General features: G+C 41.1%; 14 protein-coding genes. All 14 read left to right on the top strand.

Going from position 1 to position 26,162, the window contains the following annotated elements:
* Nucleotides 1–8 precede the first annotated feature (8 nt).
* The 14 genes from BMW94_RS20075 to BMW94_RS20010 all read left to right on the top strand — a co-directional run bounded on the left by BMW94_RS20075 (nucleotide 9) and on the right by BMW94_RS20010 (nucleotide 25,987).
* Nucleotides 9–1,118, top strand: coding sequence for a glycoside hydrolase family 53 protein (locus BMW94_RS20075; RefSeq protein WP_091000729.1), 1,110 nt, complete (start codon nucleotides 9–11; stop codon nucleotides 1,116–1,118).
* Nucleotides 1,119–1,157: 39 nt separating this feature from the next.
* A complete protein-coding gene (locus BMW94_RS20070; protein WP_091000728.1) occupies nucleotides 1,158–3,239 on the top strand; it encodes a beta-galactosidase in 2,082 nt (693 codons plus the stop codon).
* A gap of 1,556 nt (nucleotides 3,240–4,795) precedes the next feature.
* Nucleotides 4,796–5,935 (top strand): class-II aminoacyl-tRNA synthetase family protein, encoded by a 1,140-nt coding sequence (locus BMW94_RS20065; RefSeq protein WP_091000727.1) that lies wholly within the window; start codon nucleotides 4,796–4,798, stop codon nucleotides 5,933–5,935.
* Nucleotides 5,932–6,192, top strand: a complete 261-nt coding sequence (locus BMW94_RS20060) for an acyl carrier protein (protein WP_091000726.1) — start codon at nucleotides 5,932–5,934, stop codon at nucleotides 6,190–6,192. Before BMW94_RS20065 ends, BMW94_RS20060 begins: the two co-directional genes overlap by 4 nt.
* A gap of 83 nt (nucleotides 6,193–6,275) precedes the next feature.
* Nucleotides 6,276–7,139: a 3-hydroxyacyl-CoA dehydrogenase family protein gene (locus BMW94_RS20055; protein WP_091000850.1), complete on the top strand. Its 864-nt coding sequence runs from the start codon at nucleotides 6,276–6,278 to the stop codon at nucleotides 7,137–7,139.
* A gap of 47 nt (nucleotides 7,140–7,186) precedes the next feature.
* Nucleotides 7,187–7,423, top strand: coding sequence for an acyl carrier protein (locus BMW94_RS20050; RefSeq protein WP_091000725.1), 237 nt, complete (start codon nucleotides 7,187–7,189; stop codon nucleotides 7,421–7,423).
* A 59-nt stretch (nucleotides 7,424–7,482) separates the two neighbouring features.
* Nucleotides 7,483–8,610 carry an acyl-CoA dehydrogenase family protein gene (locus BMW94_RS20045; RefSeq protein ID WP_091000849.1) on the top strand — a complete coding sequence of 376 codons (1,128 nt, stop codon included), beginning with the start codon at nucleotides 7,483–7,485 and terminating at the stop codon, nucleotides 8,608–8,610.
* A 43-nt stretch (nucleotides 8,611–8,653) separates the two neighbouring features.
* Nucleotides 8,654–9,709, top strand: a complete 1,056-nt coding sequence (locus tag BMW94_RS20040; RefSeq protein WP_091000724.1) for an HAD-IIIC family phosphatase — start codon at nucleotides 8,654–8,656, stop codon at nucleotides 9,707–9,709.
* A 23-nt stretch (nucleotides 9,710–9,732) separates the two neighbouring features.
* The gene (locus tag BMW94_RS20035) at nucleotides 9,733–10,986 is read left to right on the top strand and encodes an ACP S-malonyltransferase (RefSeq protein WP_091000723.1); all 1,254 of its coding nucleotides are present in this window, start codon (nucleotides 9,733–9,735) and stop codon (nucleotides 10,984–10,986) included.
* A gap of 12 nt (nucleotides 10,987–10,998) precedes the next feature.
* Nucleotides 10,999–11,718, top strand: coding sequence for a thioesterase II family protein (locus BMW94_RS20030; protein WP_091000722.1), 720 nt, complete (start codon nucleotides 10,999–11,001; stop codon nucleotides 11,716–11,718).
* Complete coding sequence (locus BMW94_RS20025) at nucleotides 11,715–21,326, top strand: SDR family NAD(P)-dependent oxidoreductase (RefSeq protein WP_091000721.1); 9,612 nt, start codon at nucleotides 11,715–11,717, stop codon at nucleotides 21,324–21,326. Before BMW94_RS20030 ends, BMW94_RS20025 begins: the two co-directional genes overlap by 4 nt.
* An 84-nt stretch (nucleotides 21,327–21,410) precedes the next feature.
* Entirely contained in the window at nucleotides 21,411–23,198 is a 1,788-nt protein-coding gene (locus BMW94_RS20020; RefSeq protein WP_091000720.1) for an ABC transporter ATP-binding protein, read from the top strand.
* Nucleotides 23,199–23,234: 36 nt separating this feature from the next.
* A complete protein-coding gene (locus tag BMW94_RS20015) occupies nucleotides 23,235–25,082 on the top strand; it encodes an ABC transporter ATP-binding protein (protein ID WP_091000719.1) in 1,848 nt (615 codons plus the stop codon).
* Nucleotides 25,082–25,987, top strand: coding sequence for an ACP S-malonyltransferase (locus BMW94_RS20010; RefSeq protein ID WP_091000718.1), 906 nt, complete (start codon nucleotides 25,082–25,084; stop codon nucleotides 25,985–25,987). Before BMW94_RS20015 ends, BMW94_RS20010 begins: the two co-directional genes overlap by 1 nt.
* Nucleotides 25,988–26,162 lie beyond the last annotated feature (175 nt).

Raw genomic sequence — 26,162 nt, 5'->3', positions numbered from 1 at the left:
TTGATGAAGTGAGCCATTTAAAGGAAGAGGCATTCATTCTGGGAATGGATGTGTCATTTATGGATGAAATTGAGCAGCATGGTGGGAGCTATCGTGATGAGCATGGGCAGCAGGGGGACTTGCTGACCCTTCTCAAGCTGGGTGATGCCAATGCAATCCGGTTGCGAATCTGGAATGATCCTGTAGGCGGATTCTGTAATCTGGAGCGGACAGTAGCGGTAGCCAAACGGATCAAGGAACAAGGCTTGCAATTTTTGCTGGACTTTCATTATTCGGATCGCTGGGCTGATCCAGCCAATCAATGTAAGCCAAAGGCGTGGGAGAAGCTGTCCTATGATGAACTGCAACGTGAGGTATGTACCTATACGGCAGATGTACTGAGAACACTCAAGGAGCATGATGCGTTGCCGGATATGGTGCAGGTGGGAAATGAGATTACACCTGGCATGTTATGGGATGAAGGGCGTGTTGCTGGGGAAGAGCATGATACTGACGAACAGTGGGAGCGTTTTGCTGGTCTTGTGAAGTATGGCATTGCTGCGGTTAAGTCCGTCGATCCTGACATCAAGATCATGATCCATATAGACCGTGGTGGTGATAATGCGGAGAGTCGCAAGTTCTATGATCGATTTGAAGCGCTTGGTGTGGAGTTCGACATCATTGGGCTCTCATATTACCCTTGGTGGCATGGAACACTGGATACACTGCGGGATAATCTGCATGACCTGGCTAAACGCTACGGCAAACCCATCAATGTGGTTGAAACCGCTTATCCTTGGACATTGGAGCAGCCTGAAGGCCACGAGTGGATTTTGAATCAGGAAGAGCTGCTATTGCCGGGATATCCGGCAAGTGTGGAAGGACAAACACGTTATCTGAAGGATCTGCTGCAGATTATTCGTGAAGTTCCCGGCGGTCTCGGAGCGGGATTCTATTACTGGGAGCCTGCCTGGATTCCTAGCAAGGAAGAGTGGTCTGTTGGACATCCGAATAACTGGGGCAACCTGACGATGTTTGACTTCACGGGTCAGAAGTTGCAATCGTTTTCAGCGCTGAAGGCTGGAGAGGAACATGACGCTGCATTGGATGAGCAGCCGAGTGCTGCATTAATTAAATAGATGATTCAAAATGAAATGAAATACAAAGGAGTTTTCAACATGACATACAAATATCCACCGGTAAGCTCCAAAGCACCTCATATGTTACATGGTGCAGACTATAACCCGGAGCAATGGCTCCGCTATCCTGAAGTCCTTGAGGAAGATATTCGCCTGATGAAGCTTGCCAAATGTAATGTGATGTCCATTGGCATCTTCTCATGGGTATCCCTTGAACCGGAGGAAGGCGTGTACACGTTTGACTGGATGGATCAAGTACTGGATCGATTTGCTGCCAATGGAATCTATGCATTCCTGGCTACCCCAAGCGGTGCAAGACCTGCCTGGATGTCGGCCAAGTATCCTGAAGTGCTGCGTGTTGGGGCTAATCGGGTTCGCAACCTGCATGGCTTCCGCCACAACCATTGTTATACTTCGCCTGTATACCGGGAGAAGGTTACTGCAATCAATACCAAACTTGCAGAACGTTACTGGGATCATCCCGCAGTGATTGGCTGGCACATTTCCAATGAATTCGGCGGGGATTGCCATTGTGATTATTGCCAGGACGCTTTTCGCAGCTGGGTGAAAAACAAATACGGCACTCTGGACGAGTTGAATCACTCCTGGTGGACAACATTCTGGAGTCATACCGTGACAGACTGGAGTCAAGTGGAGTCGCCTGCCCCGCACGGAGAGACACAGGTCCACGCGATGAATCTGGACTGGCGCAGGTTTGTTACGGATCAGACTGCTGATTTTATCGTGCACGAAACGAAACCGCTGAAGGCGAAAAATCCCGATCTGCCGGTAACGACCAACCTGATGGAATTTTATGAAGGATTGAACTACTGGAAGTTCGCTGACATTCTGGATTTCCTGTCATGGGACAGTTATCCGACATGGCATGATGCGGATGAAGAATATACGCTGGCATCCCGAATAGCCATGATGCATGATATTGTTCGTTCCATCAAGGGTGGGCAGCCGTTTCTATTGATGGAGAGCACACCAAGCTCAACCAACTGGCAAGAGACCAGCAAATTGAAACGTCCTGGAATGCATCTGCTGGCATCTCTGCAAGCTGTAGCGCACGGCTCGGACAGTGTACAGTACTTCCAGTGGAGGAAGAGTCGGGGTTCCAGTGAAAAGCTTCATGGAGCGGTTGTGGACCATGTTGGGCATGAACATACCCGTGTGTTCCAGGATGTAGCGAATGTAGGTAAGGCACTAGAGAGCATGGAGGATATTGTAGGAACTTCGGTCCCTGCCGAAGTTGCCATTATCTTCGACTGGGAAAATCGCTGGGCCGTGAATGATTCACAGGGACCACGCAATATCGGATTGAAATACGAAAAGACGGTAGAAGCTCACTACGAAGCGTTCTGGAAAAAAGGTGTGGCAGTTGATGTCATCGACATGGATGCAGATCTGTCTAATTACAAGCTATTGGTTGCGCCGATGTTGTATCTGGTTCGTGAAGGAGTTGGAGAACGGATCGAGAAGTTTGTGGAGCAGGGCGGTACGTTCGTAACCACATATTGGTCTGGTATCGTTAACGAAAACGATCTGTGTTTCCTTGGTGGATTCCCTGGACCGCTCCGCAAAATACTGGGCATTTGGTCCGAGGAGATTGACGGATTGCATGATCACGAGCTGAACGGAATTATTCCGGAGAAAGGCAATGAGCTTCAGCTAAGCGCTGAGTATGATGCGATTGAACTCTGTGACCTGATTCATCTAGAAGGTGCCACGTCTCTGGCAACGTACCGTTCCGATTTCTATGCTGAACGTCCGGCATTAACGATGAACCGATTCGGTTCAGGCAAAGCCTATTATATGGCTACACGTATGAAAGCTCCGTTCTATGATGATTTCTATGGTCAGTTGATCAGTGATTTGAGTATTGAGAGGGCTCTAGATATCGTACTTCCTACTGGAGTAACGGCCCATATGAGAACTGATGGTTCAAGGGATTATGTTTTTGTACAAAATTACACTTCAGAGTACAAGCGGATTGATTTAGATGCATTGTATTACAAGGACTTGTTAACTGACAAATTATTAGATTCTTATTTGAAACTAAATCCCTATGATATATCTGTTCTATCTAGAGAGAAAAAGAAGAAAATTAGTTTATAACTGTACTTGTACTTGCCATTAATCTCTTTGAATATTTGTAAATTCAAAGAGATGGCAGCATTCTTGGGCTACTCTGAGTTGCGGTTTGATTTGTTCTAAACTGACTCCCTGGTTTGAGCTTAGCTGTGGAAATATTTAATATTTTTGTTTTTTTAAAATAATTAAATTAATATTTACCATATATCAAGTTTACCCTCTTTCAACATAAGAGCAGAGGGTGTGTTTACCTTATTAGCAATATATCCGATAAGCGGAGGAGCCAATGGTCACCCGATCGGTATCCGATTTGCAAAGCTTTGGAGCGATGTCTGATCCTTGAAGATTAAAGAATACTGTTGATTTTCAAATCGCTAATGACATGAAAACCTCTCTTTGCTCTAGTTTGAAGCACTTAACGGATAGATATCAGAACGTATGTACTTAATATGGGCATCTGAACGATCTGGACAATTCACAATCCAAGTTGTTTGTGCTCTTTTCTTTATAAATCGTAACGCGTTCTGTAGCAAAGGAAACACTTGATCCCAATCGAAGCAGAGTTTGAACAACGGCGTGCCTGTAGACGTGAGGACCGTTGAGATGAGAATGTTGAAATGAACAACCTTGAGTAGTGTACGCAACCTGTAACGAGTGCTCGGGTTTTTCACACAAGGGTTTATGGCAATATTCTAGGTGCAAGTTCCAGAGTGAACATTTACAGCGCTATTTGTTAGACGAGCGTGTAGGGGAATTCCAGGGACCTTAGAGCATCCTTTCAATAGATTGAAACCGCGATGAAGCTAGCGGAAAAACGCCGAATGTACGAAAGCATCACCAGAAACGTATATTGCATCTACAAAAGAACAGAAATTGTTCATTGCTTTTTTTTACAGCGCCCAAGCACTGCCGACATGCAAAGATCGTTTTCTATTCTCTATAACCTTGCTGAGCCGAGGCGTTTTTCCAATCTGCGATGAATTCGCAAACAGTATTCGTCCATTTTTAAAAATGCGTGATGATGCGTCTGTGGGGCTAAAGCAGCGTCACCGAAGGTATTATGAAAAGGAAAAACGACGGGCGATTCTAAAAACATATAATAATATTTTTTAAATTTAATTTACTTATGAACAAAAGTTCGACAATGACTGAGCAATATTAGGACCGTGATCACTAGCACTTATTCAAGTTTATTACGAATGCTGTCCTTTTTTTGGCAGAATCTCTTCAAATAGCTCGATAAACTTTTCTTAGTCACATGTATAGGATATCTCTTACTTGTGACATCTACATAGTTGCTGAATGTTATATATTTTTGTAACCGATTTTCCTGTGTTATCTAAACAAATATTAACAATTTACATGTGTTTATATTTTACAGATTTAATTGTTCATGGAATAAAAAAAAGGTATTATTATCTTAATTAAATGAAGATATATCATATAAAGAATAAATAGTTTTTAAATATAATTATGTGGTTTTCTTGCCTAAAAATAACATAAAATGGAAGTGTGTTCTTCGAAAAAGAGTGGGATATTTACACATCTTTTTCGAATATTATAAAAAGGGGCTGAAATGAATGAATGTTTCATTTGAGGTACCAAGGCAACTCCTTAACAAGGTTGAAATTTTACTAGAGAGAATCCCTTACTTATCAGAAATCATAACAGCAATGTCTTATAACAATGAGGCTCGTATTGTAAATCTGACAGTGAGTGAACAAGATTTGAATTCGACACAAATGAGTGAATTGAGAACATCGTATCTAGAGTTGTGTGACAGTCTTGAAAATACACGTGTATTAAAAGAGCGGGTTGTAAAAAGTAATTTAGATATGGGGCACGACATTCAATTAAAACCAAAGGATGATAGCTCGATTCAGCAACTTTACATGGATGAGTTTGATATCCTGTTGCTTGAAAAATTGGATAAAGAATTTATTCGTATTGCTACAAATCATGGAGCGGAATTGAGGGAATACCCATCCGTGTTGAACAGAAAAAACATGACCAGAAACCAATATCATATTCATTTTCCTCAGAATATTTTTGGTGTTACATCGGTGCCACATGACTATAACGCGATAAACAATTTTCGCTTGCAGGCTCAACAGGACACTTATGATGGATCATTATTATTTCAAGGAGAGGTACTACAACCTTGCATATGTTATCACTGCTATGAAGAATTACAAGAGAAGAAGTGGTCCAATGCAAGAGTATTAACAGGCAAAGGAAAATGTTTCCGTCATGAAATCGAGTGGAGGAAGGATAACTTCAGACGCAATGAATTTACTATGCGAGAAATTGTATATTTCGGCAATGAAGACTGGGTTGTTCATAAGCGCAATCACATTATGGAGGATGTCTGGGGTTTATTTGAATCCTTAGGGATGAAGGGGAGAATTGCAACTGCGACCGATCCGTTCTTCTTTAGTCAGGATTTAAATACAAAAGGAACATACCAGATGATGAGTAATGCCAAATATGAATTGATTGCTACAACTCTGAGCGGCAAAGACATCTCTATTGCATCTTTTAATTATTGTCAGGATATGCTCTGTTCCAAATATGAGATTAAAAATAATGAGGATACCACGTTGCACTCAGGTTGTGTAGCATTCGGGATTGATCGATGGAAAGAAGCTTTCATAGACTTATATGGTCGTGAGTTAAATCAATGGCCAGAAACAAAAATTGAGAAGGAGATGTTAATTTGACATTCCCACAAATAACATCAATAGAGGAATCGATTACAGATGAGCTAAGCGAGCTTCTAGGCAGAAAAGTAAACCTTGAAAAGCATACGGATTTAAGGGATGAGGGATTGGACTCTATAGTGACGATCAAGTTAATTATAAACCTGGAGGTCAAATTTGACATTCAAATTGAAGATGATGACCTGTTGATAGAAAATTTCTCAACTCTAAATAAAATATCAAACTTACTCTCTCAGAAATACGGTGTACTGACGTGAAAGCTCACAGCAATCGACATTAATGAAAGATGCAAAGTTAGAAGTTAAGGTTTTAGGATTGTGGAGAGGTCTCTTATTAAATGATGAGGAGGTTCAAAGTGAAGAAAATTGGTGTCGTTGGGGCTGGGGTTATGGGGAGAGGTGTGGCCCAAAATTTTGCCCAATCCGGTTATCCAGTAATACTCATTGATATAGATGAAAGTATACTCGAGAACGCTCGTGAGGAGATATTTACTAACGCAAGGTTTCAGGGATTGTTTCAGAAGACGTACGATATCATGGAGCCTGAGGCCGTTATGGAAAAAATCACATTTTCGACTGACTATGATTTACTCGCCGATGCGAGCTTTATTATTGAAAATGTGACAGAGAATTGGGAGATCAAGGAGAGTGTTCATCAAAAAATAGATACGATTTGTGCAGAAGACTCCATAATTCTTGTGAATACTTCCTGCATATCGATTACAAAAGTTGCGGCTCTGACCAACAGACCCTCTTTCATTATCGGAGTTCATTTTATGAATCCGGTTCCCATGAAATCGACGGTAGAGGTGATCCGGGGGTATCACACAGACGAGTCGGCTATAGAGCGGACAAAGGATCTTCTTAAAACCATCGGTAAAGAATCTATCGTTGTTAATGATCACCCGGGATTCGTATCTAACAGAATTTCTCATTTGTTTATGAATGAGGCGGCATTTGTAGTTCAGGATCAAGTTGCTTCCCCTCAGGAAGTGGATAATATTTTTAAAAAATGTTATTCGCATAAGATGGGACCTCTAGAAACTGCCGATTTGATAGGACTGGATACGGTTGTGCAGTCTTTGGATGTTTTATATGAAAGCTATCAGGATTCAAAATTTCGCTGTTGTCCTCTGTTACGGAAAATGGTTGATGCCGGCCTATATGGCAGAAAGTCGGGCAAAGGATTTTACACCTATTCTTGATAGATGATATGACAAAATATTTTCAATTAATGGAAGGGGATTTATTTATGGATGATGTAAAAGTTCGGATCAAAGAGTTTCTTGACAGATATCTCAAGAAGCATGAGTTGCAAGATAGCGACGATATTTTTTCATTGGGTTATGTCAACTCATTGTTTGCCATGCAATTAGTAATGTTTCTGGAAAAAGAGTTTGGAATCCAGGTAGATAATAAAGATCTCGATATGAACAATTTCAAATCTATTAACGCTATCTGTGAGTTTTTAGAGCGGAAAGCGAGCTAAAGAATGTCCAAGTATCGGACAATTTGAAACGAGAAACCAACAGAAATGTAGGGATTATGATGAAATTGGAATTAACAAGGGAACAACTGCAGTGGAAAAACGACTTCAAGATGTTTGTAGATGAAGTAGTGGCTCCGAGTGCTGTCGAGAGTGATCGAGAGGAACGAATCTCGCCCGAAATCATAGAGAAGCTCAAAGAAAAAGGTTATCTAGGTTCCATGCTGCAAAAGGAATACGGCGGAATGGGACTCGATTGGGTTACTATCGGAATCTTGAATGAAGAGTTAGGACGCGGATGCTCTTCAGTCAGAAGTTTACTGACGGTTCATGGAATGGTGGCACTAGCCATTCTGAGATGGGGAACTGATGAACAAAGAAGCCGATTGCTGCCCTCAATGGCTGCCGGATCTACAATAGGCGCCTTTGCACTGACAGAACCCGAGGTTGGCAGTGATGCCAAAAATGTACAAACAACGGCGGTTCTATTGGACGACTGTTATGTATTGAATGGACGCAAAAAATGGATCACGATGGGTCAGATCGCGGATATCTATTTAGTGTTTGCTCAGTGTGAGGGTAAACCTACTGCTTTTCTGGTCGAAAGCGATGCTCCTGGATTTAGCAGAACATCGATAACGGGCATGATAGGAGTAAGAGGGTCGATGCTGGCAGAGCTTCATTTGGACGATTGTGTAATCCCAAAAGAAAATATAGTGGGATTGATAGGGACTGGCTTGTCGCATGTGGCTTTAAATTGTCTGGATTATGGAAGATACACTGTGGCCAGTGGATGTGTCGGCCTGGGACAGGCCTGCTTGGAACAATCTATCTATTATGCAGGACAACGGAAGCAATTCGGTTTGCCTTTGAGAGAAAATCAATTGATACAGAAGATGTTGACGGAGATGGCGGTAAATGTTAAAGCAGCGCGCCTTTTATACTACCACGCAGGTTATTTGAGAGAAATGATGGATCCCGATTCTATTATGGAGACATGGAAAACTAAATACTTTGCATCTAGGATGGTTAATCAGGTTGCAAGTGATGCTGTGCAAATCCATGGGGCAAATGGATGCAGCCGCGATTATCCGGTTGAACGGTATATGCGTGATGCAAAAATTAACGAAATAATTGAAGGGACTACCCAGATGCATGAGGTGTTTATTGCAAAAAACATGTTGAGCTAATATTTTAGCCTGCTCAACACAATCCGGGGTGGAGGGATAAAGGATGTCAAATGAAAGCATTGCAGTAGGGAAGAATCAAAAAGTTAAATGTTTGGTATGGGATCTGGACAATACAATATGGGACGGGGTCCTGCTTGAAGACAACAACGTCACGCTTCGTAGCACAGTTGTTGATATTATCAAAACGCTTGACAACCGGGGAGTTTTGCAGTCTGTAGCTAGCAAGAATGAATATAACGCAGCAATGGACAAGCTTGAAGAGTTTGGACTGAAAGAGTATTTCATCTACCCCCAAATCAACTGGCATTCTAAATCTTCCTCTCTCTCGGTAATTGCCGCTGCTATTAATATAGGTATAGACACTCTGGCATTTATCGATGATCAACCATTTGAAAGAGAAGAAGTGAATTTCATACATCCAACAGTTTTTTGTATAGATGTATCAGAGTTGCCCCATTTACTGGATATGCCCGAAATGAGTCCCAAATTTATAACAGAGGATTCTAAAAACCGAAGACATATGTATTTAAGCGATATTAAAAGGAAAGATATTGAGGATAATTTCGTAGGAACGCATGAGGATTTTTTAGCATCGCTTGATATGAAATTTACCATATCCAGAGTGAAAGAGGGAGATTTGCAGCGAGCTGAGGAGTTGACGGTTAGAACTCACCAACTAAATACGACCGGCTACACCTATTCGTATGAAGAGATCGATAATCTGAGGAAATCCGAATCGCATTTGTTACTTGTTTCAGATTTGGAGGATAAATACGGCTTTTACGGCAAGATTGGACTAACAATTGTTGAGATGAAAGAAAACGTTTGGACTATTAAGCTGTTACTGATGTCATGTCGTGTCATGTCGCGTGGAGTAGGAAGTGTCATGATTAACCATATTATAAATCTTGCCAAAAAAGCAAATGCAACGCTGCGCGCTGAGTTTATTAGTACGGATAAAAACAGGATGATGTACGTTACTTATAAGTTTGCGGGTTTCAAGGAACTTTATGAAGATGGGGATTACGTAGTATTCGAAAACGATCTGTCTGAGATACAGCAGTTACCTTCATACATCAGGCTGGTCGTTGAGGAATAATATATTGAGGGAGGCATATAGTCATGGATAAGTTTGCTTTTATTTTTCCTGGCCAAGGAACTCAGTTTATACAGATGGGTAAATCGTTTTACGATCAGTATGCAATCTCGAAACAAACCTTTGAGGAAGCAAGTGATGTTTCTGGTATCGATATGGCTAATTTATGTTTTAACGGAAGCATAAGCAGCATCAATGAATTTAGTAATATGCAGCTTGCTATCCTGACTACAGAGGTATCTATTTTCAGAGCTTATATGGAGGATTATGGCGTTTATCCTCAATTTGCTGTCGGTCACAGCATCGGGGAATACGCCGCTCTTGTGAGTGCAGGTGCAGTGACTTTCAGAGACGCGGTTAAAATTATGATGAAACGTGGAGAGCTAGTCAACGGAATCATTCAAAAGAATATAGGTCACATGGCCATAATCGAACAATCTGATCAGAAAACCATAGAATCGTGCATCAAAGCCGCCAATGCCGAAGGAAGTGTCTTCATCTCCTGTTATAATTCCAATAGTCAGCTCGCAATAAGCGGGTTCAATGACAAACTTGATGCAGTAGAACGGCTATTACTTGACAAAGAGGCCCTCGTATCGCCACTATTCAGCGGTCCTCCAATGCATTCTCCCATTATGAATGAAATCTGCATGGAATATTTGGAGTTTGTTAACGGCTTTGAATTTCACCCTTTCCACTTCCCTGTTATTTCCAATTATACCGGGGAGCCATTGTCCGATCCTGATCAAATCGCTAGAAGCCTGACCTATCATTTGATTAACCCGGTACTGTTTATCCCAGCTCTTCACTTGTTCCGTCGCTATGGCGTTACTGCAACCATTGAGATGAGTCCCAAGCTATTATTATCTGAGTTTGTTAAGGAAAATCTTCCGGAAATGAAAACCTATTGTTACGGCTTGTTCCAGGACAAGCAAAAACTTGATAATTTATTTACATCCGATTCTAATTTTGTAAAGGATATGCCTAATTTTGCTGGGAAATGCCTCAGTATTCTAGCTTCCACAGAAAACAAGAATACAAATCAAAATGAATATAAGGAAGTTATTAAAATCTACGATAAAATTAAAGAACAATACAATGCTTCTTTAGGGAGGAATGGCGTAGCTAAAGGTGAGCCACAAGCCGAGCTGCTGACAATGCTAATTGAAGCGCTGCAAATCAAGAAGCTTGAACCGAGGAAAATCAGACATTGTGTAAAATCGTTATTGGATGAAACCAATTCATTTTATTATTTTGAAAATACGCTTACGGCTCTATAAAAGGATATCATTATGAAATTATTTTGTATTCCACATGCTGGGGGTTCAACAATTCCTTATAATGCATGGAAAAAACATCTGCATGATCATATTGAGTTCATTCCTCTTGATTTGCCAGGTCATATGCCCAGATTTCGTGAACCGTTATGTGACAATGTAGAAGATATTGTGAATGATCTTTTACAGTCTGTAAAAAACAGTTTGCATCCGGATGAAACATATGCCTTATATGGACACAGTATGGGAGGAATGTTGTTATATTTTCTATACTTTCGTCTCTTGGAGGAAGGGTATGAGCCTCCTGCACATCTGTTTTTTTCAAGTCGTTGGCCACCTTATCATCATAATGAAAAAGCCCAATATGACTTGGAAAACGAGAAGGAAAGCAAAAGAAGATTTCTGGGAATGGGCGGATTTAATGAGATCATTTTGAATAATCCATCTATGCTCGACTATCATATGAACGTATTGCTTACAGATTTTCGTTTGATCCAAAGTGTTGGAACCAGTAGTCTCCGGACTATTTATTCCGATATCACTGTATTATGGAGTGACAAAGAGCCAGATATAGAGGATGAAGATATTTATAAATGGAAGCTTTCTGCGGGGAAAAGCATTGCCTTTGTGAAAATGAAAGGTTCACACTTCTTCCCTACGGAAGAACCGTTAAAAACGGCAAATGTCATTAATGTGACATTACGAAAATATAAAGAAAGCGGGGGCATGCCATGAGTAAGAGCCATATGGATCATTCGACTTATAAAGAAGATGACATCGCCGTTATTGGCATAGGAATGCAAATAGCTGGTACAAGTACTCTGGATGAATACTGGGGGGTTTTTGAGAACAATATTGATCTTATCCGAGATTTGCCGCAAGGTCGTCAGGTTGATCTGGAAGAGTTTTCTCATATCTATTCGTTAATGATGCCAAATCACAATGGAAAGGTCTCGTACAATAAGGCAGGATATGTAGAAAGTCTAGATAAGTTCGACTATGAATTTTTTAAGCTCCCGCCTATTGAAGCCCAGGTCATGGACCCGATACAACGAATTCTGCTACAAACTATTTTTCATGCATTCGATGATGCTGGCTATACGTCGGAGATGCTGAACGGGTCCCAAACCGGCATTTTTATCGGTTATACCCCAGGCTCATCCAAAGATAACTATTCAACTAATATTTTTCATACTAATCCCGAATTAATCAAATATTCGAATGTTGGCAATATGCCATGTATGGTGCCTTCCCGTGCATCATATTTACTGAATTTGAGAGGACCTACTATGGTTATTGATTCGGCTTGTTCCTCCTCTTTGGTGGCAATTCATGATGCATGCACCAGTATCAAAAATGGAACATGCTCTATGGCAATAGCAGGTGGTATAAGGCTACATTCATTCCCTATCGCGTATGATGATATGAATGTTGGTTTCGAAACAGACGACAACAAAACTCGCACCTTTGATAATACAGCCTCTGGAGCGGCAATAGGTGAAGGGTCTGCCGTTGTGCTGTTGAAATCACTAAAGGCAGCAGAGCAAGATAAGGATTATATCTACGGTGTAATCAAGGGTAGTGCAATTAACAACGACGGAACATCTGCAAGCATAACTGCTCCCAATCCCGCAGCTCAGGCTAATGTTATTCTGGATGCTTTGCAAGCATCGGGTATTGCGCCTGAAGAAATCGATTATATTGAGACGCATGGAACCGCAACTGCGCTTGGAGATCCCATTGAATTCCGAGGTCTTACGAGTGCCTACGAGAAATTTACAGATAAAAAGCAGTTCTGCGGATTGAGCTCTTCCAAAAGTAATATTGGGCATTTATATGAAGCTGCTGGAGTGGCGTCGTTTATTAAAGCACTAGCGGCTATTAAACATAAAAAAATACCTGGTTCAAGCCACTTCAATATCCCTAATCTAAAGATTGATTTTTGTGATTCTCCCTTCTATGTAAGCAATCAGACACGTGACTGGGAAAAGGATGGACTGAGGACTTGCGGTATCAGCGCCTTCGGTATAAGTGGTACAAATTCTCATGTCATTTTGCAGGAATATAAAAATAATATGTATGGTGGTGTGAAGTTGCCTGATCAAGGCATACTCGCGATTTCAGCTAAATCATCGGAAAGTATGGTCTCTTTAGTCGAGCAATATAAGGAGTACATTGAGAATACCGATGTGGATGCAAGTGTTTTTGCAGCAAATGCGAATCTATACAGAACCCACTATGACAAAAGACTGGCTATCGTATTCTCTAATCGGGATCAATTGACGGACACTTTAAATCAACTGACATGCAGTGAGATGATTGAATGGGGACATATTTCGGGTGTCTATTATAATCATGGGAATACTTCCAAGGAGATAGACTACAGTCTAATTCGATCAACTCTAAAATGCTGCAATGGCAATATTGCAAGCGCTGCAGAGAATCCTCCGGCGGGATCCATAAATAATGAAATGAAATCCGATCTTGAGTATCTGGCGGATATGTACAGTTATGGTGCTAAACTTGATTGGAAATCATTCTACAAAGGGATCGAACCGAGACATATTCCTCTTCCGTCCTATCCGTTTAAGCCAACTCGTTGCTGGCTGCCAAAAAAGGAGAAGCAAAGTATCCCGCTTGAACTGGACAGAAATGCGAGCGTCCACAAAGGAGATAAACCCGTTATATCTGCGGCGGCAACTAAGAGCATTCCTGTTTCCGAAGATCCAGTTACTAATTCAGATTCATCCGATCTGTTCTACGAACGGACTTTTTTAGAAGCGGAACCGATTCTAAAGAATTCGAATCTGGGAAGATGTTTGTTTATTCACGATCAATCTGCTCCATTTGAACCCTTATATGACAGTTTGCAGCAGCGTTTTTTTAACGTGGACAAGATATCCGTTAATGCTGAAGAAGCCAAGCGGATTGGCATCGAAAAATATTTTGGCCAGCTATACAGGGAGATCACATTTAAAGATATCTCCCATATTGTGATGACCGATTTAATTGGCAATCATGAGAATTCGTCGTCTGATCAATTGCTTCATTCTCATAATATACAGTTACTGAGTATTGTCAGCCTGTACCGCGAATTTACAAATTACGAGAATACGATAAAGGTAGTTCCGATTCTCGATCATTGTTTTCAGATTACAGGACAAGAAGCTTATTTAAATCCTAATGGCGCACCTGTATTTGGTTTGTGTAAATCCTTTAACCGGATGTTTAAGAACATTGTTTCATGCTGCATAGATACGGATTCCGAGACATCATGGACAAAAGTTGTAGATGAAATTTGTGCAATAGCCCCGAAAGACATTGTTGCTTATCGGAATAACCAACGTTTCTATGAAGGGCTGCAGGAAGCGAAAGTCGTAACAGACAGCAATCAGATCATTATTAAAAATAAAGGTGTTTATTTCATTAGCGGCGGATTGGGTGGCATTGGTTATGAGACGGCGATGGAAATGACTGCTCGTGCCAAGGAAATTACTTTAATCCTTGTTGGGCGAACGCCTATGGCAGACCCAGCGGAATGGGATACAATCCTGCGTACCAGTCCTGAGAGTGCTATGGCGGAGAAGATCGAACGGTTGCAGTCGCTTAAGGCTAAGGCAGAGCATGTGGAGTATTATTCGGTGGATATTGGAGACGCTGCGGCGTTGAAGTCGCTGATTGAAGCTGTAAACACGAAGCATGGAAAGATTAACGGGATTGTTCACGGCGCTGGAATTAGCGGAGGGATTACGTTTGAACAGCTTAATGAAGAGCATTTCACCAACATATTGATGCCAAAATTGGTTGGAACATATGTACTGGATAAGGCTACTAGAGAACAGAACCTGGACTTCTTCCTCATGTTCTCGAGTATATCCACCATTTTTAGCAGCGCTGACTTGCCGGGTTATATTGCAGGCAACATGTATTTGGATAGCTATAGCCATTATCGCAACAAAGCGATTGGGGGCAAAAGCATTACCGTCAACTGGGCGACATGGTCAGAGATCGGCATGGCTGTTAATTCCAATTTCACAATCGATACGTTATTTCAAGCAATCAAGACTAGAGAGGCTATCGGTGCATTATTTTCAGTACTGCAAAACAACAGCGGTGCTGTCGTAGTGGCCCGATTAAATTTGCAGAGTAAAATCTCCATGCTGTTAAAAACGTATCCAATGCAGCTTTCTTCTAAAATTGTTCAATCTATGCAGGCAGGTACAGAAAACACAGGTACTGTCCAAACCAATCCGGTGAAAGAAAATGAAGATTACGCCAACATTGAACGTTCGGTTATTGAAGTCTGTTGCAAAAATCTTGGTTATACCGAACTTAATGTCCATCATAACTTCTTTGAGCTGGGTGCCAATTCGATTCTGTTATCGATTATTTATAAGGATCTCAATGAATTGTTCCCAGGAATTTTGCAAGTTACCGATCTATTTTCATATCCGACGGTCAGTTTACTTGCGGATTATGTCCATAATAAAACTCCGCAAGGTATGGGTACTGTGGAGTCTGAACGTCCAGAGGTGGTGCTGGCGATAAATGAAAGTACATCTGTGAGGACTGCTGCTACGGTAGACTCTGCTGAAAGCAAGGTTCATGTATCCAGAGCAGAGATTGCTTCGGAGGAATCTGAACCGAATGAAACGAATGAAATGGATGATGACGGTGTTGCCATTATTGGCGTCGGAATGGAGCTTCCGGCTGGAAATAATCTGAATACGTATTGGGACGTTCTAATTAATGGCATCAACGTTGTCCGTGACATTCCATCGGAACGATCCGTCGATATTACAAATCACCTGCTCTTCCGTGGTATGAGTGAAGATCAAATTCGCTTCCGAAAAAGCGGTTACCTTGATGAGGTAAATACATTCGATCATGCTTTTTTTGGTATATCACCTCGTGATGCTGCATTGCTTGATCCGGTGCTGCGTATATTCTTGCAATGCTGCTCCACTGCAATCGATGATTCCGGCTATGGCGCGGATGGTGTGAAAGGCACGAATACAGGAATATTCCTTGGTTATACCGCTAATCTCGGGAATGCATACAACAGGCTTTTATATGAAGTTGATCCTAAGCTTTTCAATGATGCTTTGCCAATCGGACAAGTAAGCATGACTGCGAGCAGAGCTGCGTATGTATTTGATTTAAAGGGACCAAGTATGGTCGTAGACACAGCATGCTCGTCATCCTTAACAGCATTGCATATGGCATGTGAGCAAATTCGTTTTGGCAAATGCGATATGGCGTTGGCAGGAGGCGCGTCCCTCATGGGCATTCCGCTGGCAGACGGAAGCGGAATCGGCTTCGAATCACCGGAAGAAAAAACGCGAACCTTCTCTGACCAGGCTAGCGGAGCGGCTATAGCTGAAGGGGTAGGAGTGGTTCTACTTAAATCGCTGAAGAAAGCAAAAAGGGATGGAGACTCCATCTATGCCGTCATCAAAGGAAGTGCTATTAATCAGGATGGCAGCTCCTTCGGCATTGCTGCGCCGAATTACTTGGCACAATCGGAGGCCATTCAGAAGGCATGGGCGGATGCTGGAGTTACGGCTACAGATATTAGTTATATTGAAGCGCACGGTACAGGTACACAACTTGGCGATCCTATTGAGATCAAGGGGATTCATCATGCGTTTGAAACCGTAACCGATGATAAGCAAATATGCGGGATTGGATCGGTTAAGACGAACCTGGGACATGCCAACGAAGCTGCTGGGATGTGTGGATTGTTCAAATGTATCCTTATGCTCCAAAACAAAACTATTCCGCCTACTCTTCACTTTCAAGTTCCTAACCCGAATATTGACTTTATTCGCTCGCCTTTGTATGTCGTGGATAAAGTTACCCCCCTCAAGCCAAAAGGTGAGAGGACACTTGTTGGAATAAGCGGTTTTGGTATGAGCGGAACCAATGCGCACCTGATTCTGGAGGAAGCTCCTAAAGCTTCCGTTCGCAGAAATCAGAGCAGCGCCAAACAGCCGTTAATTTTCACCGTATCGGCAAGAACAGAGCAGGCTGCATTTCAATTGATTTCCGAATACAGAACCTACCTGCTAAAAAACAAGAATGTTGATCTCGTGGATTTAACCTGCACCTTGAACATTGGAAGAAAACATTATTCTCATCGGATTGCCTTTATCTATTATAGTCAACATGACCTGTTAACCAAGCTGACCGAACTACATCAGTATGACTCATTCAATAAGATTAAAAATGATTGGTGCTATAGCGGATATTACGCAATTGTTCCCGAGAGCAAGAAAGAAAAATATCCATATGAGATTACTTCCAAAGAACAGCAAAAGCTATCCGAAGAAGCCCAGCATTATTGCGAGTTGGCGGATAGACAAAATGAGGCGGGATTGCTGGCTACCATAAAAAGTTACATTAGAGGAGCCAACATCGGTTGGCGAGCTTTATACAACCAAGCATATCGGAAACTTAACCTGCCTACGTATCCTTATGCGAAACATTATGCATGGTATCAGTTACCGGTGAAATACAAGAAGGCTATTAAGGTGAAGAGTCTGTATGATCATTTCTTCCATCATAAGAAATGGGTGGCTCAGGAGAAAGTTGCCGTCAAGTTGCCTCAGATCGATGAGGTCTGTGTGGTCGTCCATAGCGACAGTAGCGGTAAGCATGATCTCTCCAACAGGCTGAAGGAAAGAGGAGTAAGGGTCATTGATGTTTTTGCAGCACATCATTCCTTCCACAAAGCAGATGAGGATACTTACCGGATAGAGAATAGCGTGGATCACTTCAAGGAATTATTTTCACAGCTTTCGGAACATTCTATCGGCAAAATTGTCCATGTAGGTGCATATCGTAATCTTGTTGATGTGAAGGACGCCGATGAATTGTACGGAGAACTCGAGTATGGCTTTTTTAACGTTGTGAATTTGGTCAAAGGCGTTGTCAAGGCTCGTCTTGATCAGGATATCAGGCTTGTGCTTGTGGCATCCAGCGTTAATCTGATCTCAGGACAAGAACAACGAATATTGCCTCACAATGCTACTGTTCTGAGCCTTGGCAAGATCATTGAGCAAGAGAATCCTAATATAAGTTGTAGAGCCATTGATACGGATATGGAAACATCCGTCGATCAACTTATAGATCAGCTCTATACCGATCACAGCATGTATTTGGTTGGTTTGCGCCAAGGAAGAGGATACATTGAGGAATTTGATGCAGTAGACGTTGCGCCGGAGACGAACAATCGTATTGTAACCGGAGGGACATACATTATTACAGGTGGGACTTCGGGCATCGGTGTTCAAAATGCGAAGTTGTTCAGCAGGCAGGCTAAATGCAACTTAATCCTTTTAAGCAGAAGTGGATTTCCTGATGAATCGTTGTGGGGAACTTACGAGGAAAAGGATGGCTACAAGGAAAATATTAAAGACTTTAAGGAGATCAGGAAGAGCGGATCTACGTTGGAGTTTATGAAGTGTGATATCAGTAATGCGGATGATGTGCAGGGCATGCTTGCAACCGTGCGTGCAAAATACAATAAAATAAATGGCATCGTCCATTGTGCCGGCGTGATTGAACCGGGATTCATACTTCGCAAAGAAAAGAGTAGCTTTTTGTCCGTCTTTGCTCCTAAAATACTGGGAACTTGGAATCTGGATAAATTGACACAACAGGATAAACTGGACTTTCTCTTATTGCATTCTTCCAATGTAACTGATAGCGGTGAACCAGGGCAAAGCTGCTATATGGCTGCCAACGCATTTTTGGATTCATACACCGATTATTTAAATGCACAAGGAAGGAATACGTATACGGTGAACTGGGTCGCGTGGAAGGAAACAGGCATGGCCTACAAACAAGGCACAAATGCCGACACAACGACCAAAGCTATAACGAATCTGGATGCAACGAACGCACTTAATGATTTGCTCAGAAGCAAACCGCAGCGAGTTATAATTGGCCAATTTAATGAGAAGGTTGATCTTATCGCGTTGCTGAAGCATAGTCGGAATGCGGTGGCCCCGGGCTTCACAGCAAAAATCATTCAGCAAGCTTATGAGAAGCAGACAAATGAGGTTGCTGCAACGACTAACGGGGTTGCGGTGCTAGCGCGACCTTCGGTTGTACCAGCAACGAGCTCTGAACAAAAAGTGGAAAAAGAAGTGAATTTAACAGGGAATATAGAGGGCAAATATACTTTACTTGAAAGGCAAATCGGTAAAATTTATTGTGATATTCTGGGATATGAAGAAGCCGATATTTATGAGGGGTTCTTCGAAATGGGAGGCGACTCGATTCTCCTTACGGAAATGCATGACACCATCAACAAGTTGCATCCCAATATTGTGAAAATTGCTGATTTATTCGAATTTGATTCGATCCATAGCCTTGCCGAATATATGACGCCACGTATTAAATCGGAAGAAAAGCCGGATGTTCTGGAGAGCGTCACGACAGCGGTTGCTAAGGAAGTTAAACTGAAAGGGAATGTAGAGGGGGTTTACACACCTGTTGAGGAAAGAATCGGCGAAATCTACTGTGCGATTCTTGGATACGACGAAGTGGATATTTATGAAGGCTTCTTCGAAATGGGAGGCGACTCGATCCTCCTTACGGAAATGCATGACACCATTAACAAGCTGCATCCTAATATTGTGAAAATCGCTGATTTATTCGAATTTGATTCGGTCCATAGCCTTGCTGAATATATGACATCGCGCATCAAATTGGAAGAAAAGCCGGAAGTTCTGGAGAACGTCACGACAGCGGTTGTTAAGGAATTTAAATTGAAAGGGAATGTAGAAGGAGTTTACACGTCTACTGAGGAAAGAATCGGCGAAATCTACTGTACGATTCTTGGTTACGACGAAGTGGATATTTATGAAGGCTTCTTTGAAATGGGGGGCGACTCCATCCTGCTGACCGAAATGCATGCCACTATAAATACGTTGTACCCAAATATAGTAAAGATCGCTGATCTGTTTGAATTTGATTCTGTACAAACTCTCGCGGAATATATTGCTTCCCGCATTGAAAAAGCGGAGCAGGTCAAAAAAGCAGAAAAAGTGGAACAGACAAAAACGGAAGAGCTAAGTTCTCCCAAAGAAGAGCTGGCCGTAACCGAATATCATGATATGAGCAACCCGCAAGAACGGATTTATGCAGACTACAGGTTCTCGCACAATAAAAATGTTTATAATATCGGCTTTATATCGGACCAATCTAACGAGAGTTATGAGGAATTGGTCATTAATGCTAACAAGTTTTTTAATCGGTTTGAGATGCTGAGAACCACCTTTAAAACGGTAAACAAAAAATTGGTGCAATTCATCAATCCGATACAGCCCATTGAGATTAAGCGTGTCCAAGTAGCATCGGTGGCGGACATCGACTACACCAAATATTTAAAAACATTCAAACTTAATGAATATCCGCTGTTTAATCTGACTCTATTCGAAGCTCCTGACAGAAAATTATTATTCTTTGACGTTCATCATATTTTGCTTGACGGCTATTCAACTACGATCTTCCAGGAACATATGGAAGCATTTGGTACAGATGCGATTGTTCCTCCTTTGCATCCCTACTCAAAGTATGTTGAGTTCGAGAAGACATTTTATAACTCTGAGGAATATAGGGGAATGGGGGATTATTGGAAAGATAAACTTGGTGGCTTTGACTTTACAAATCCTCTTGAGAGCAAAGATGAAGAGGACAAAACCTACGGGCACACGTCAATTGAATTGAGCACGGAACTTACGGATGCACTGCTGAAGTTTGCCAAATCAAGAAAAACAACGATGTTCAATATTTTATTGGCTTCTTATGCACTTGCACTTTCGAGTTTCACTCAAAGAAAGGACATCTCAATTCTTACGCCTGTATTAAACAGATATTTACCAGAATTCAAAAATGCGATAGGTGTTTTCACCAATCTAATTCCTTTAAGGGTGGATGTCCAGCCCCATCAGTTATTGGGTGAATACATTAAAAATGTTTCAAAAACAACGGTCGAAGGAATTAAAAATCAATTCTATCAGTATAATCACCTAATCAAAGATTTCAAAAGCTCGAATCCGGAATTTTTCTTTTATTTGGATTTTGAGGATAACTCTCTTAAGAAATTCAGAGAAACCGAGGATATCCCTTATGCTGTCAATATTCCAAAATTCGCTTTGGATGTAGAGATCAAAAATTTTAACAACAAGTATCTTGTAGCCGCCTCGTATAAGAAAAAGCATTTAAGTGATGATGAGGTGTCAACGATTCTGTATTTGCTTGTCACAAATTTAAAAGAGAATTTCAGAAACGACAACTTGAATCAAGTGTTGGATACATTCGTTAAGAGTTAAGGTAGCGAATGAGAGATCTGCCTACAGGGGGGACATGCAGGAGATACATGCATCATCCTCTCCCTGGGGGCTAATGGAGGCTGAGTGACGATTAATATTATAAAGAATCTGATAAGCCTGTATAAATTGGTGTTTATAAACAATAAAATCTATTTATTCGTTTCTTTATGGCATATTATCAGTAATGCTGTCGCCCCTTTTATTACAATCGTCTACTTTAAGTATTTATTGGATGCTCTGCAGTTTGGTTACGGACTACCTTACATATTGAAAATCACCATAGTGATGATTGTCGTTAATTTGGTTGTAACAAATGTTCAGATTTATACAAAAAGCTCAACGACTCTTTATTCCAAATGGCTTCTCGTCCCGCTGACCGCAATGTTCTGCAAGAAATCCATTGATATGGATTACAACTGTACGGAAGACCAATCAATCATTCAAGAGATGAATAGGGCATCCTTTGTTTTGGCGAACGGTGATAATCTGGAAAAGTACTTAGCGGCAGTAAACGGTATATTTATTGCGATCATACAATTGGTGTTTATCACCTATTTAGCAACGTTGTTAAACCCGCTTATGATCATCATCGTACTGGCAGTTGCTCTCATCAATGCGGTCATCAGTTTAAAGGTACAGAAAAAAAATTATCACATTCATCGGGAATCCTTACCGATCGACAGGAAGTGGCGTTACATAATTAACCTAGCCACCGAGCTGAGATTTGCAAAAGAAGTCCGATTGTTCAGCTTGAAAAATTTTGTGACTCGCAAAGGGGATGAAAATAGAGCGGAGTTTTTCTCGTACTTTGATAAAACCAACACCAATGAAAGAAAAGGATTGTTAACCAGCACCTTTGTAAATATTCTTCAGGAAATTGGGGTTTTCGTTATCCTTATCTATTCCGTTATCTTCAAAGGACTAACCATCGGTAATTTTATTGTTCTAATGAACGGTATTCGGCAGTTCAGTGTCAGCTTCCGGGATTTGTTCGATCATATCGTTAATTTGTACACGATCAGCAATTATGTTAATGATTTCTTTGTTTTCATGAATCGAAAGAGCGAACTCAGAGCAACATCTAAAAATATCTTCATAGACTCCGGTAGTGCTCCAGGTAAATTCGAGTTTATCAATGTTTCATTTCACTATCCCAATGATCCCAGGATGATTCTGAAAAACATCAATTTGTCCATCGAACCGGGAGAATGTCTTGTAATCGTAGGTGAAAATGGAGCGGGTAAAACAACATTAGTAAAACTTCTGATGCGACTTTACGATGTAACTTCGGGAAAGATTCTTTACAACGGAATCAACATACAGGATTACGATTACGACAGCTATATGAATGCGCTAGCAAGCGTGTTCCAGGACTTTAAAATTTTTGCAGTTAGTGTACATGAAAATATTACATTCAAAGATCAAATTGAGCCTGATCTCTATGTAGATTCGTTGCTTGAACGAAATAATCTTCTGGAAAAAATTCAATCACTACCCTATCGGGAGAAAACCGTTCTATCGAGAAAGTTTGAGAGTGATGGAGTGGAGCTTTCGGGGGGACAAGCACAGAGATTGGTGTTCTGCCGAGCGATGCACAAGAACAGTCCTGTTCTGATACTGGATGAACCAAGCGCCAGCTTGTCACCAATTGCAGAAAATGAAATGTACATTATGTTCTCGAAAATAATAAAGGATAAAACGACGATCTTTATCTCTCATCGGCTGAGTAGCTCTACCATCAGCGATAAAATTTGCGTTTTGGATGACGGAGAAATTGTGGAGTACGGGACGCATAGTGAACTATTAAATAAAAATGGTTTATATCACAGCATGTATGAAATTCAGTCGCGTTATTACAAGGAAACGGTATAATCCATTGTCTTTACGCTTTGATGAACGGAGGAAAGCATGTTGGAGAAACTACTTTTGAAAATCAATGTGAGAATAATCTACTTCCGAAATATCTATCTGTTGTATAAGAAGATATGGGCTCTTGATAAATTCTATGTTTTTAACAGTATCCTCATTGTAGGAATGAGGGCAGCCCATCCATTTAACAGCGTTCTTTTCCTGAAATGGATCGTAGATGAATTGACTGGGCCGGGGAGATGGACGCAATCGCTCCTGCTCGTAGGGCTTATGTGCGTGATCGAGCTCGTGCTTCGATCTCTGGACGGCATATTCTGGACGTATGAACAAAAGAAAATTCTGCTATTCAAAACTGACTTTTTAAAAGAAATAAACTTGAAAACAATGAGTTTATCCTATCAGCAAATTGAAGAGCCAAAACTTATTGATGACAGACAAAAGGCGATGGAGATTTTTTATCCAGGGCAGGCTCATTTTATGGATTTAAAAAACACGATTATCGACTCCAAACAACTGGTTGCCAATACGCTTCAGTTTATTGGTGTAATCACGATTCTCATTATGCTCGGCCCCTATATTTTCTTTGCTCTGCTGGTTACTTATTTTATCAGTGTGGTCCTTAATACAATAGCTGCTGACAAAGAATTTAATGTGTGGAGCCATTCCTTGGTCAATATTGGACGAAGAATTGGATATTTTCAAGAGTTATCTACAGATTTCACCTATGCCAAGGAAATGAGGATTAATAGGCTAGGTCAATGGATCGTAGACAAGATGCAATATTATTTTAAAAACATGAGAAAAGATGTAACTAAGGCTGTTCATGCTTTTACATTTATGAGTATGATTTCAAATACACTACAGGTGCTTGTAAATGGCGGCGTTTATTTTTACATTGGATGGCTGGCTTACAGAGGTCTTGTTTCAGTATCGGAAATTGTAGTATACATAACGAGCTTGGGCGTTTTTGTAGCTGCCTTGTTCGGTATTTCAGCCTGCATCATATCGCTTCAAAAAGCCGGGATGCATCTGTCCACTTACTTTACCTATTTGAAGACGGTTTCTTCCAACGAGCTAACCCACACGGATACAGACTTTATTTCCGATTTCGAATTAAATTCTGATCAGATTGAGATTGAATTTGTCGATGTGTGGTTCCAATATCCCAATCAAGAGCACTTTACCATCAAAAGTTTAAATTTGACCATACTCCCCAACGAGAAACTAGCGATTGTAGGAGAGAATGGTGCGGGCAAAACAACGTTGGTCAAATTGTTATTAAGGTTCTATAAACCTACCAGAGGTCACATTTTATTAAACGGAATCGATATTCATCGCATCAGTCTGGATGACTATATGAAAAATATAACCGCTGTATTCCAAGATTTTAATATATTGAATTTCTCTCTACTGGACAATCTTGTATTCGATCAAGAGTATCAGGATAATGAGATTGCAAAAATTATCAATAGCCTAAATCTGAACAAAACCGTCGAGAATTTGCCGAAACAGCTGGAGACAGAATTAGGACGTTTGTTTAATCAGAATGGAATCGAACTGTCTGGGGGGCAGCAGCAAAAGCTGGCTATAGCTCGAGCTCTGTTCAGAGATTGTCCTTTAGTTATTTTGGATGAGCCTACGGCGATGCTTTCACCAAAAGCAGAATATGAGATATATTCTAACTTTTCCGAGTTGACGCAAAATAAAACAACCGTTTACATTTCCCATCGAATGTCAAGTTGTCGATTCTGTCATAGAATTGTAGTGATGAGCCGAGGAGAAATGGTTGAATTGGGAAGTCATGAGCAGTTAATACAGGAGAAAGGTGAATATTACAGATTATATACGACACAGGCCGAGTTTTATAAAAATTTGGAGGTTTCTTAATGATTGATACAAGGAAGACTGCATGTCTTTTTGGAGGACAAGGCTTACAATACATCGGTATGGGGAAGGAATTTTATGAGTTTGATGAAGACTGCCGTCAAATATTCAAAACAGCTGAAGATGTGATGGGCTATGATATGGCGGAATTATGTTTTTACGGGCAAGAAGAATCTTTTGAAAAGGAAATCAACTCTTTGCCCAGTATGCTGACGATTGACTTGTGCGCCTTTACAGTGGCACTCAAGAAGGGGGTTTCCTTCCAGGCCGTAGCAGGCTTCTCGCTTGGTGAGTACGCGTGTCTAGTGGCTGCGAAAGTTGTTACTGTGAAGGAAGCGTTCGAGCTTGTGAAAATTATTGCCATGATATCGGAATCGGAACTAACGGATGATAGTTATGGTATGGCCGCTGTGTTCACAACGGCCGAGATGTGTGAGAATATATGCGCCTCGATACAGAATGGATATGTAAAAATATCCAATTACAATTCAATCAAGCAAGTGACGATAGCGGGCGATATGAATGGGTTGGAATCATTTAGACAAATTGCTGCTGGATTGAGGATAAAAGTAATACCTATTAAGGTCAATCGTCCCTTTCATAGCGGGCTGATGGAGACTGCGGCCAAGATTTATCATAACGAAATACGGGCAACCAGATTCGCCGCGCCCGTTATTCCAATCTATATGAATGTAACCGGTGAGGCAGAGACAAATGCGGAGGAGATTAAAGCTAATTTAATAAAAAGCTTATATTCGCCGGTTTTATGGACGGAAACATTGAGGAACCTGCACTTGGCTGGATTTGAGCACTACGTAGAATGCGGACTGAACAATGTACTGTGTCGAATGGTCAGAGACACGCTGGGAATAGATAAGAAAAATACTTTATTTATAAGAGCAACCTAAAGTAGTGATTTTAAATGATCCCGTTACCATAATGTTTATTATGAGTTATTAACTTACTGCTCAACTCTCGCATCTAGAATATTGCCATAAAGCCTTGAATGCATGAAAATATTTAGAAATATACGCCATATTTACAAAAAAATAATTTATTTGGTGTCATGGAACTGTAAAGCAA

This window comes from Paenibacillus sp. OK003 (assembly GCF_900109515.1).
In the GTDB taxonomy this organism is placed as follows: domain Bacteria; phylum Bacillota; class Bacilli; order Paenibacillales; family Paenibacillaceae; genus Paenibacillus; species Paenibacillus marchantiae.
Note: the sequence above shows the minus strand (reverse complement) of the source record. Positions and strands in the feature narration are given on the sequence as shown.

What these genes read in the sequence shown, in the direction of transcription:
- BMW94_RS20055 (WP_091000850.1), top strand. Translation starts at nt 6,276, where the DNA reads ATGAGGAGGTTCAAAGTGAAGAAAATTGGTGTCGTTGGGGCTGGGGTT.
- BMW94_RS20035 (WP_091000723.1), top strand. Translation starts at nt 9,733, where the DNA reads ATGGATAAGTTTGCTTTTATTTTTCCTGGCCAAGGAACTCAGTTTATA.
- BMW94_RS20065 (WP_091000727.1), top strand. Translation starts at nt 4,796, where the DNA reads ATGAATGTTTCATTTGAGGTACCAAGGCAACTCCTTAACAAGGTTGAA.
- BMW94_RS20030 (WP_091000722.1), top strand. Translation starts at nt 10,999, where the DNA reads ATGAAATTATTTTGTATTCCACATGCTGGGGGTTCAACAATTCCTTAT.
- BMW94_RS20015 (WP_091000719.1), top strand. Translation starts at nt 23,235, where the DNA reads ATGTTGGAGAAACTACTTTTGAAAATCAATGTGAGAATAATCTACTTC.
- BMW94_RS20045 (WP_091000849.1), top strand. Translation starts at nt 7,483, where the DNA reads ATGAAATTGGAATTAACAAGGGAACAACTGCAGTGGAAAAACGACTTC.
- BMW94_RS20070 (WP_091000728.1), top strand. Translation starts at nt 1,158, where the DNA reads ATGACATACAAATATCCACCGGTAAGCTCCAAAGCACCTCATATGTTA.
- BMW94_RS20040 (WP_091000724.1), top strand. Translation starts at nt 8,654, where the DNA reads ATGTCAAATGAAAGCATTGCAGTAGGGAAGAATCAAAAAGTTAAATGT.
- BMW94_RS20050 (WP_091000725.1), top strand. Translation starts at nt 7,187, where the DNA reads ATGGATGATGTAAAAGTTCGGATCAAAGAGTTTCTTGACAGATATCTC.
- BMW94_RS20025 (WP_091000721.1), top strand. Translation starts at nt 11,715, where the DNA reads ATGAGTAAGAGCCATATGGATCATTCGACTTATAAAGAAGATGACATC.
- BMW94_RS20010 (WP_091000718.1), top strand. Translation starts at nt 25,082, where the DNA reads ATGATTGATACAAGGAAGACTGCATGTCTTTTTGGAGGACAAGGCTTA.